The organism is Cupriavidus sp. SK-4, from assembly GCF_000611125.1.
Lineage (GTDB): Bacteria > Pseudomonadota > Gammaproteobacteria > Burkholderiales > Burkholderiaceae > Cupriavidus > Cupriavidus necator.
On record NZ_JFJW01000013.1, the window covers coordinates 19,824 to 29,238 of the forward strand.

At 68.7% G+C, this 9,415-nt stretch carries 9 protein-coding genes; 5 read left to right on the top strand and 4 right to left on the bottom strand.

The window, feature by feature from the left end:
- Positions 1-18 precede the first annotated feature (18 nt).
- Entirely contained in the window at positions 19-1,602 is a 1,584-nt protein-coding gene (locus CF68_RS02775) for an aldehyde dehydrogenase (NADP(+)) (RefSeq protein WP_035815874.1), read from the top strand.
- 3 nt (positions 1,603-1,605) lie between these two features.
- Here the strand turns inward: CF68_RS02775 and CF68_RS02780 are convergent, their stop codons facing one another.
- On the bottom strand, positions 1,606-2,532 hold the full coding sequence (locus CF68_RS02780) for a LysR family transcriptional regulator (protein WP_035815875.1): 927 nt from the start codon (positions 2,530-2,532) through the stop codon (positions 1,606-1,608).
- A gap of 125 nt (positions 2,533-2,657) precedes the next feature.
- Complete coding sequence (locus CF68_RS02785; protein WP_035815876.1) at positions 2,658-3,143, bottom strand: histidine phosphatase family protein; 486 nt, start codon at positions 3,141-3,143, stop codon at positions 2,658-2,660.
- A 153-nt stretch (positions 3,144-3,296) separates the two neighbouring features.
- Between CF68_RS02785 and CF68_RS02790 the strand changes: the two genes are divergently transcribed.
- Complete coding sequence (locus tag CF68_RS02790) at positions 3,297-3,953, top strand: dienelactone hydrolase family protein (protein WP_035815877.1); 657 nt, start codon at positions 3,297-3,299, stop codon at positions 3,951-3,953.
- 111 nt (positions 3,954-4,064) lie between these two features.
- Positions 4,065-5,111, top strand: a complete 1,047-nt coding sequence (locus tag CF68_RS02795) for a phytoene/squalene synthase family protein (RefSeq protein WP_035815879.1) — start codon at positions 4,065-4,067, stop codon at positions 5,109-5,111.
- A gap of 1 nt (position 5,112) precedes the next feature.
- On the opposite strand, the gene CF68_RS02800 is transcribed toward CF68_RS02795, so the two are convergent.
- Both CF68_RS02800 and CF68_RS02805 read right to left on the bottom strand, forming a co-directional pair.
- Positions 5,113-6,291 carry an FIST N-terminal domain-containing protein gene (locus CF68_RS02800; protein WP_035815881.1) on the bottom strand — a complete coding sequence of 393 codons (1,179 nt, stop codon included), beginning with the start codon at positions 6,289-6,291 and terminating at the stop codon, positions 5,113-5,115.
- Positions 6,292-6,443: 152 nt separating this feature from the next.
- Positions 6,444-7,430, bottom strand: a complete 987-nt coding sequence (locus CF68_RS02805; protein ID WP_035815884.1) for a tripartite tricarboxylate transporter substrate binding protein — start codon at positions 7,428-7,430, stop codon at positions 6,444-6,446.
- Between the two features lie 199 nt (positions 7,431-7,629).
- Here CF68_RS02805 and CF68_RS02810 point away from each other — a divergent pair, with 199 nt between their 5' ends.
- On the top strand, positions 7,630-8,556 hold the full coding sequence (locus tag CF68_RS02810) for a LysR family transcriptional regulator (protein ID WP_035815885.1): 927 nt from the start codon (positions 7,630-7,632) through the stop codon (positions 8,554-8,556).
- A 111-nt stretch (positions 8,557-8,667) separates the two neighbouring features.
- Positions 8,668-9,415: FAD-dependent tricarballylate dehydrogenase TcuA (gene tcuA, locus CF68_RS02815; RefSeq protein ID WP_035815886.1), on the top strand; the 748-nt coding region annotated here is incomplete at its 3' end.

Genomic DNA, 9,415 nt, shown 5'->3' on the forward strand with positions numbered 1-9,415 from the left:
TCATCGAAAGGACAAGGCATGACTCTCTCAGGCGAACTCCTGATCGGCCGCCGCGCGGAACGCGGCGGCAATGGCACCATCCACGCCATCGACGCGGCCACCGGCGCCACCCTCGAACCGGCATTCGGCGGCGCCACGCCCGCGCAGCTCGACCAGGCCTGTGCGCTGGCGTGGCAGGCATTCGACGCCTACCGCGAGACCGCGCCCGAGCGGCGCGCCGATTTCCTCGAGGCCATCGCCGTCAACATCCTGGCGCTGGGCGATGCCCTGATCGACCGCTGCACCAGCGAATCCGGCCTGCCGCGCGCCCGCATCGAAGGTGAGCGCGGCCGCACCGTGGGGCAGTTGCGCATGTTCGCAAGCCTGCTGCGCCAGGGCGACTTCCTTGAACTGCGCGTCGACCCCGCGCAACCTGAACGCAAGCCGCTGCTGCGCGTCGACCTGCGCCTGCGCCATATCCCGCTGGGGCCGGTGGCGGTATTCGGCGCCAGCAACTTCCCGCTGGCATTCTCGGTGGCCGGCGGCGATACCACCTCGGCCCTGGCCGCGGGCTGCCCGGTCGTCGTCAAGGCACATCCGGCGCACCCCGGCACATCGGAGCTGGTCGGCCGCGCCATCCGCAAGGCCGTTGACGACATGGACCTGCCCGAAGGCACCTTCTCGCTGCTGTTCGATGCCGGGCTGGAGGTCGGCCAAGGGCTGGTGGCGGATCCGCGCATCAAGGCCGTCGGCTTCACCGGCTCACGCGCCGGCGGCATGGCGCTGATGGCGATCGCGGCCGCACGGCCAGAACCGATCCCCGTGTTTGCCGAGATGAGCAGCATCAACCCGGTGCTGCTGTTCCCGCACGCACTTGCCAATCGCGCCGAAGCCATCGGCACGGCGTTCGCTGATTCTCTGACGCTGGGCGCGGGGCAGTTCTGCACCAACCCCGGCCTGGTGCTGGCGGTTGCGGGGGATGACCTGGATCGCTTCCTGCATGCCGCGGCTGCGCGGCTGGGTGTGCTGCCGGCTGCGACCATGCTGACACCCGGCATCCATCGTGCCTATTGCGCCGGCGTCGATACGCTCGCCAGCCATGCGCAAGTGCAGACCGTTGCGCGCGGCGCGGCGGGATCGGCTGCGCAGGGACAGGCCGCGCTGTTCGCCACCGACGCCGGTGCCTTCCTGGCCGACGAAGCGCTGCGCCACGAAGTCTTCGGCGCCGCTTCGCTGGTCGTGCGCTGCCGCGATCTCACCGAGATGCGGCGCGTCATCGACTCACTGGAAGGCCAGCTGACCGCCGCCCTCCATATCGACGATGCCGACCACGATGCGGCCCGCACCGTCCTGCCAGCGCTGGAACGCCTGGCGGGACGCATCCTGGTCAATGGCTTCGGCACGGGCGTGGAGGTCGGGCATGCGATGGTGCATGGCGGGCCCTGGCCGGCGACGTCCGACGGCCGCAGCACCTCGGTCGGCAGCCTGGCCATCGCGCGCTTCCTGCGCCCGGTCAGCTACCAGGACATGCCGCCCGGCCTGCTGCCCGCATCGCTGCGCCCGGACAGCCCGCAACGCCACGCCTGGCGCCTCGACGGCAAGCGCCAAGGCATGACCGGCTGAGGCTCACCTCGACAACGCCCGCAACGCATCGATCAGCAGGCTCATCGATGCCGTCGGCGGGCGGCCCCGCCGCGTGACGATGCCATAGGGCCCCAGCTTGCGCGGCAGGGGCAGCGGCAATACCGCCAGCGCGCCGAGCCGGCCATAGTAGGCGGCGACCGACTCCGGCAGCACCGCGATCAGTTCGCTGTCCGCCAGCAACGATGTGGTCATCAGCACCGCCGCCGTCTCGATGGTCGACGGCGGCGCCGGCACGCCGGCATCCTCGAACGAGCGGTCGATCAGCGCGCGCATCGGGCTGGGGCGCGGCTGCATGATCCACGGGTAGCCCGTCAGTTCCTCGAACGACAGCTTGCGGCGCCGCGCCAGCGGGTGCTGCGGCCCGACCACGATGGCCAGGCCCTCGTCGCCCAGCTGCTCGAATTCCAGCCCACTGCTGTCCCAGCCATCCGGCACGCGCCCCAGCACGATATCGAGCTGGTCGCGTTCAAGCTGCGGCATCAGCACATCGCTGGTCTCCACGTGCACCGCCACCTCCAGCCGCGGATGATCGCGATTGAGCTGCCGGATCACGTCGGCAAGCAGCCCCGGCGTGGGCGCCATCACCGCCCCGACCCGCACGCGTCCGATCTTGCCGGACTCCAGCGCCACCAGTTCATCGCGCAGCCCGCCCATGTCGGCAAACACCAGCCGGGCATAGCGCGTGGCCGCCAGCCCGAAGCGCGTGGCCCGCAGCCCGCGCGCATGGCGCTCGAACAGCGGCACGCCGAGCAGGTCTTCCATGTCCTGCAGCATCTTGCTGACCGCGGGCTGCGTCAGCGTCAGTGCCTCGGCGGCCTGGCGCAGCGAACCGCGCTCCTCCACCGCCAGCAGCAGGCGCAGGTGCTGCATCTTCAGGCGGCCGTGGAGGGTGCTGACGGGTGGGATCATGGGTGGGACCAAGCGTAGAGAAACGTGAGGGCAGGCTTTCGCCTGCGATCACAAATTCTTATCGCTTCGCCCCGTATGGTCAAGCCGGATATATCACTGTCACGCCGACGGCGGCCGGCATCGGATTATTTCTTCGGCGATTCCAGCGTGACTTTCGAGGGGGTGATTTCGCCGACATGCCCCCACGCCTCCGTGTCGAAGCTGAACCTGGCGACGGCGCAGGTCGGCATGTCGGTAATCTCGTCCGACAAGCGATGCGCGAAGTCAGTGAACTCGGGGTTGTGACCGAACAGCATCACGCAATCGAGCTTCTTGTCGAGCGCACGAACGACGGCCAGCAGTTCCTCCGCGCTGGTGGCGTACAGCTGGTCATCGAGCGCGATGTCCTTGCGTGCATAGCCGAGCTCGTCGGCGATCAGTTGCGCTGTCGTCAGCGCACGCAGGGCCGGACTCGACAGGAGCAGGTCGGGCTTCAGCTTGCGCTCGGCCAGGCGCTTGCCCATTTCCGGGGCGTCTTGCAGGCCCCGGTCATTCAGGGGGCGCTCACGGTCGGGCAAGGAGGGATCGTCTTTGCTTGACTTGGCATGCCGGACGAGAAACAGGGTCTTCATGATTGCTCCTGATCCATAGGTTGTCGATTGCGCGCGCCAGGAGACCTGCACACGGCGACTGGCCTCGCCGCCACGCCCGCCCTATAGTGGACTTGGATGGGCGCGATTGCAACGCGATGCACGTCTACGCACCACCCGTCGGAGGACTGCGCCATGCGGAGCAATTCAGAAGCCATCGAGGTTGTGATCCCGGCCGGCGGCGTGGACCTGCAAGGCATACTCACGTTGCCGCCCGGCGCTGTCGCATTGGTATTGTTTGCGCACGGCACGGGCAGTTCCCGGCTTAGCCCGCGCAATCGATATGTGGCCGCGGAGCTCAACCGCTGCGGCATGGCAACGCTGCTGATGGACCTGCTCCTGCCAGAGGAAGACCAGGTACACGCCATCCGCTTCGACGTCGAGCTGCTGGCGACACGGCTGGCGCAGGCGACCAGCTGGGTGGCGCGGCAGCAAGCCGTGCCACAGCGGTTCGGCTACTTCGGCGCCAGCGTTGGCGGCGCCGCGTCGATCCGTGCCGCGTGCCAGTCGCCCATCCCGATCCACGCCGTCGTTTCGCGCGGGGGCCGGGTCGATCTGGCGGGCCCCGACGCCCTTGCCAAGCTGCTTGCGCCCACCATGCTGATCATCGGCGGGCTGGATTTGAGCGTCCTGGAACGCAATGAGTCGGCCTATGCCCAGCTGACATGCACCAAGAAACTGGTGATCGTGCCCGGCGCCTCCCATTTGTTCGAGGAGCCCGGCGCACTGGAATCGGTCGCTCGCTTGGCAGCGCAGTGGTTTGAGCGATATCTCGGCAAAGACTCGCCCTGACCAGGGCCTGCAATCTGCCCCTGGCGTCGAAGGTACAATGCCCGGGCCTGGCCTGACGGCCACCCGGGCAATGTCACTTTCGCAAACCTCTCAGGGAACAGGACACCACCCATGCGCGACCCCAGCCGGGCGTTCCTCCTCGGTCCGCTGCTCAAAGGCGTCTCGCGTTCGTTCTATCTGACGCTGCGCGTGCTGCCTGTCCATATGCGCGATCCGGTCGGCCTGGCCTATCTGCTGGCGCGTGCCGCCGACACGATTGCCGATACCTCGCTGGTCCCGCCACAACGGCGGCTGGCGCTGCTGTTGTCGTTGCGCGACCAGGTCAACGGTGCAACAACAGACACAGCGCTGGCCGACAGCATCGCAACAGAGGTGGCAGGACGGCAGGAGCAGTCGGATGAGCGCATCCTGCTCGAGTCACTGGGCCCTGCGCTGGCGCTGCTGGCGCAGCTGGAGCCGGACGACCAGCAAGCGGTACGGCAGATCGTATCGACCCTGACTGAAGGCATGGAATTCGACCTGCGGACGTTCCCCGATGAACACGCCGGCCGCGTCGTCGCGCTTGGCGAACCGGAAGCGCTTGACCGTTACACGTACCTGGTCGCCGGCTGCGTCGGCGAGTTCTGGACCAGCATGACTGCCGCCCACGTGCCTGGCGCGATCGGCGTGCCCGACGCCATGCTGCGCCGCGGGGTTCGCTTCGGGAAGGCCCTGCAGATGACCAATGTCCTGCGCGACTGCGGCAAGGACCTGCGCATCGGCCGCTGTTATCTTCCGGCCACTATGCTGCACCAGCATGGCCTGAGCCCGCAGGATCTCCTGCTTCCGGACGCCTCGCTGCGCGCGCGGGCCTTGATACGCGAGCTCGTGCGCATGACGCTGGACCACTTCCACGAGGCGATGGCCTATACGCTTGCCATTCCCCCGCGCTTTGTCCGGCTGCGGCTGGCTTGCCTGTGGCCCGTCCTCATCGGCATGGAGACCCTGCTGCTCCTGGTGCGCAACGACGACTGGCTGGACCCGGCAAGGACATCCCGGCTGCAACGCAGCAAGGTATATCGGATCATTGCGTGTTCGCTGCCGATGGTCCTGTCGAACAGCCTGTTGCGCATCTGGTTTGCACGCCAGATGCGCAACATCGATGCCGTCATTCGCTGATTCAATGGCCGGTGAATACCGTCAGCACCCCCGTATAGCCATAGAGGTGATCCCTTGCTATCTCGCCGCCGGCAAAGAAGCCGGCCAGCGGCAGGTCGCCAAGCGCGCGGCGTACGGTTTGCAGCTCGGCATGCGGCGCGCCGAAATGTGGCCCGCCCCGGCCTGAGCAACTGATGTAGAGCGCGCCACGTGCGCGGCTGCCGCCGTGTTCGATCTCTGTGCGAATCTCGGTGGCGACGCGCACCAGGTCCGCGCGCGCCGCGTCAGCATTGCGCATGCAGAAAGCCAGCCGCATGCCGGGCTCGACCATGTCGGCCAGCGCCAGCATGCGATGCTGCACGTCCAGGCCGATCAGGTGGCGCACCAGCGTGTCCGAGCCGAACCTGCCGGGCAGCACCGGGGCATCGTCGGCGGCTGAATTCAGGCCGGCCAGCGTTCCGGCCAGCGCCTCCGCCATGGTCTCCACCTGGGCATCGCGCTCGACGCCCAGGTCATTCAGTATGCAATCCAGGGCCGGCTTGCCGTCCAGCTCGAACAGGAGGTTGTGATCGCTGCGCGTCACGGCGCGCACCGGCCCGATCGGCTGGCAGCCCTGCGTGACGCGGGAGACCAGTTCGATCTCGGGGCCGAACAGCACGCCCGACAGCCCACCGGAGAAGACGCCATCGGCAATATGCAAGGTACGGTTGCGGGCCGACGACAAGCCGCCGAACAGATAGCCGGTAGCCGTGCGCGCGCTCAGCTCATGCAACAGGTCCTGCACGTCCGGCGTACTGCCCTCGGCATGCACCAGCGCGGTATGGGGAACGAAGCCGGATGACGCCGGCGGCAAGGGCTGGCGCCCCGAAAACAGCTGGAACGCGTCGCGCGGAAACGGCGCCGCCATCAGCACCATGGCCGGCTCGTCGAAATACTCCTTGCCGCTGGCGGATACACCCAGCCCGACCGTGCCGACCCAGGACACGCCGGGCCAGTTCTGCTGCAGCGCGGCAAGGATGGCCTCGGCGGCCAGCGCGTAGTAGTCGCTCAGGTAGCACCAGCCGAGCGTGAGCGGCGGCGCGTTGTCTGCCTTCGCCTGGCGCAGGAAATCCTGCGTGTCCAGCTGGCGCTGGCAGTCGGCCAGCGCGACCTGCCACTCGACGTGGGCCGCGTCAGCGTGAACGAAGGAAAGGTCATGCATTTTGGGTTCCTCCGTATTCAGGCTGGCGACATCAATTGGACTGTTGCCGGCAAGGGGTGTTCAGCCCCCGTTCTGGCAGCCGGTCGGCTGCCGCGGCCGCTCCTGCGCGATCTCCTCCTGTAACGCCAGCGCCGCCCTTGTGAGCGAGGCCGTTATTCCGCCTTCGCCCCAGATTCCCTCGCCACCTTGCCCCACTTGTCGGTCTCGGCGCGGATAAAGGCAGCAAGCTGCGTTGGCGTCATGTCGCCAGCGGTCACACCCTGCTCGTCAAACCGCTTCTGCACCTCCGGCGCCTTCAGCAGCTTGCCCAGCTCCGCCGAGACGCGCTGCTCGATCGCCGCGGGCGTGCCGCGCGGCGCCATCAGCGCGAACCATGTGGTGACTTCGTAGCCCCTGACGCCGCTCTCCGCCAGCGTCGGCACGCCGGGATAGGCGGCGGAACGCTTCGCGGTGGTGACCGCCAGCGCCCGGACCTTGCCGCTGCGCACGTGCTGGGACGCCGACGGGCTGGTCTCGATCGCCATCTGGATCTGGCCTGCGATCAGGTCGGTCATCATCGGCGCGCCGCCCTTATACGGCACATGCGCAATGTCGGTGCCCGTCAGCGCGCGGAACAGCTCGCCGGACAGGTGCTCGGTGCTGCCGATGCCGGCCGAGCCGTAGTTGACCTTGCCGGGATGCGCCTTGATATAGGCGATCAGGTCGGACACGGACTTCACCGGGATCGCAGGATTGACCACCAGCACATTGGGCGTCAGCGCCACCAGGCCCACCGGATCGAGGTCGCGCGTGAACTCGTAGGGCAGGCTCTTGTAGATGGCCGGCGCCATGGTGTGGGCGACGGTGGCCAGCAGGAAGGTGTAGCCGTCGGCCGGCGCGCGCGCCACGTTGGCCGCGCCGAGGGTGCCGCCGGCGCCGGGGCGGTTGTCCACCACCACCGGCTGCTGCAGCGCCTCGCCCAGCTTCTGGCCGATGGTGCGGGCGAGAATGTCAGTGGTGCCGCCGCTGGCGAAGGGCACTACCAGGGTGATCGGCTTGGCCGGCCAGTTGTCCGCGGCGAACGCGGCGGGCGCGCCCAGTACAGCGGTACCGGCGAGGCCGGCCACCACGGCGCGGCGCATGCGCGAAACGGTTGTCATGCAGTCTCCTTTGCGGGAAGTCATGTTGTTATGGAATGGCGGCTGCGTAGTGTCGCTTCCGCCGGTTTCTGACCGGTGCGACTCTACGCAGCCGCTGGCAAGCGCGCCATCGGGCGGGCGTTAACGGGTCTTCAGGATTCGTGAACTGCGGCAGGTTTTCCGCTACCATGCGGGCAAATTGCGGCAGCGGGGACGCGACATGGAACTGAGGCAACTGCGCTACTTCGTCAGCGTGATCGAGCATGGCAGCATGGGCAAGGCGGCGCTGGAGCTGGGCGTGGTCACGTCCGCGCTGAGCCAGCAGATCAGCCGGCTGGAGAGCGAGCTGTCGACGCGGCTGCTGCAGCGCACTTCCACCGGCGTGGTCGCCACCGATGCCGGGCTGGCCTTCTGGCGCCAGGCCCAGCTGGCGCTGCGCCATATCGACGATGCCGCGCTGGCCGCGCGGCAGGCGCGCCTGTCGGGCCATGTCAGCGTGGGCATGCCGCCCAGCACCGCCGCGGTGCTGGCGCTGCCCTTCATGCAGGCCATGCGCGAGCGCTACCCCGACGTGCGGCTGCGCATGGTGGAGAGCCTGTCCGGCTACCTCGGCACGATGCTGAGCGCGCGCCAGATCGACCTGGCGGTGCTGTTCAGCGAGGAGCCCGCGCAGCGCTGGAGCGTGCTGCCGCTGCTCGATGAGCGCCTGTTCGTGATCGGCGCCGAGGGGCTGGCCGGCATGCCGCGCGGCGAGCAGACCTCGGTGGCGGCACTTGGCAAGCTGCCGCTGATCCTGCCCAGCGGCTCGCACGGGCTGCGCGCGCTGGTCGCCGCGTGCTTTCGCCAGGCGAAGCGCGAGCCCCAGGTGGTGGCGGAGATCGACGGGCTGGCGATCCTGATGGACGCCGTGCGCGGTGGCCTGGGCGCCACCATCCAGCCGGGCGCGGCGCTGGCGCGCAGCCATGGCACGCCCTACCGCAGCATACTGGTCACCGACGCCGGAGCCACGCGGCCCAACCTGCTGGTCAGCCTGTCCGACGATGAACTGTCGCCGGCGGGCCTGGCCGCGCGCGTGGTGCTGGCCGACGTCGCCACCACGCTGGTGCGCGAGGGGCGCTGGCCCGGCGCCACGTTGCGCCCGCGCTGAGCCGGCGCCGCCCCGGCCGGGCTTCACGAAAGCTGAAGCCCCCTTGCCGCGCGCCTGCTGGCGCCCGCCCGCCTTGCCCGCCAAGATGACGCCAGCAAGGAGACAATCCCCATGGTCGACGTATTGGTAATTGGCGGCGGCAACGCGGCCCTGTGCGCGGCGCTGATGGCGCGCGAAGCCGGGGCCTCGGTGCTGCTGCTCGAATCCGCGCCGCGCGCCTGGCGCGGCGGCAACTCCCAGCACACGCGCAACCTGCGCTGCATGCACGACGCGCCGCAGGACGTGCTGGTCGATGCCTATCCCGAGGAAGAGTACTGGCAGGACCTGCTCAAGGTCACCGGCGGCATCACCGACGAACACCTGGCGCGGCTGGTGATCCGCGCGTCATCGAACTGCCGGCCGTGGATGCGCCGGCACGGTGTGCGCTTCCAGCCGCCGCTGTCGGGTGCGCTGCACGTGGCGCGCACCAACGCCTTCTTCATGGGTGGCGGCAAGGCGCTGGTCAACGCGTACTACCGCAGCGCCGAAGCGATGGGCGTGCAGGTCCGCTATGAAACCCCGGTGGATGCGATCGAGCTGGACGGCGACCGCTTCGTCGCCGCGCGCAGCGGCAGCCAGCGCTTCACTGCGCGCGCCTGCGTGCTGGCCGCGGGCGGCTTCGAATCCAACCGCGAATGGCTGCGCGAAGCCTGGGGCAGGAACGAACGTGGCGAATGGCCCGCCGACAACTTCCTGATCCGCGGCACGCGCTTCAACCAGGGCGTGCTGCTGCGGCACATGATCGATGCGGGCGCCGATGCCATCGGCGACCCGTCGCAATCGCACTGTGTCGCCATCGACGCGCGCGCGCCGCTGTACG

Coding starts and splice junctions, on each gene's coding strand:
- CF68_RS02775 (WP_035815874.1), top strand. CDS start 19: ATGACTCTCTCAGGCGAACTCCTGATCGGCCGCCGCGCGGAACGCGGC.
- CF68_RS02785 (WP_035815876.1), bottom strand. CDS start 3,143: ATGAAGACCCTGTTTCTCGTCCGGCATGCCAAGTCAAGCAAAGACGAT.
- CF68_RS02780 (WP_035815875.1), bottom strand. CDS start 2,532: ATGATCCCACCCGTCAGCACCCTCCACGGCCGCCTGAAGATGCAGCAC.
- CF68_RS02795 (WP_035815879.1), top strand. CDS start 4,065: ATGCGCGACCCCAGCCGGGCGTTCCTCCTCGGTCCGCTGCTCAAAGGC.
- CF68_RS02810 (WP_035815885.1), top strand. CDS start 7,630: ATGGAACTGAGGCAACTGCGCTACTTCGTCAGCGTGATCGAGCATGGC.
- CF68_RS02805 (WP_035815884.1), bottom strand. CDS start 7,430: ATGACAACCGTTTCGCGCATGCGCCGCGCCGTGGTGGCCGGCCTCGCC.
- CF68_RS02790 (WP_035815877.1), top strand. CDS start 3,297: ATGCGGAGCAATTCAGAAGCCATCGAGGTTGTGATCCCGGCCGGCGGC.
- CF68_RS02800 (WP_035815881.1), bottom strand. CDS start 6,291: ATGCATGACCTTTCCTTCGTTCACGCTGACGCGGCCCACGTCGAGTGG.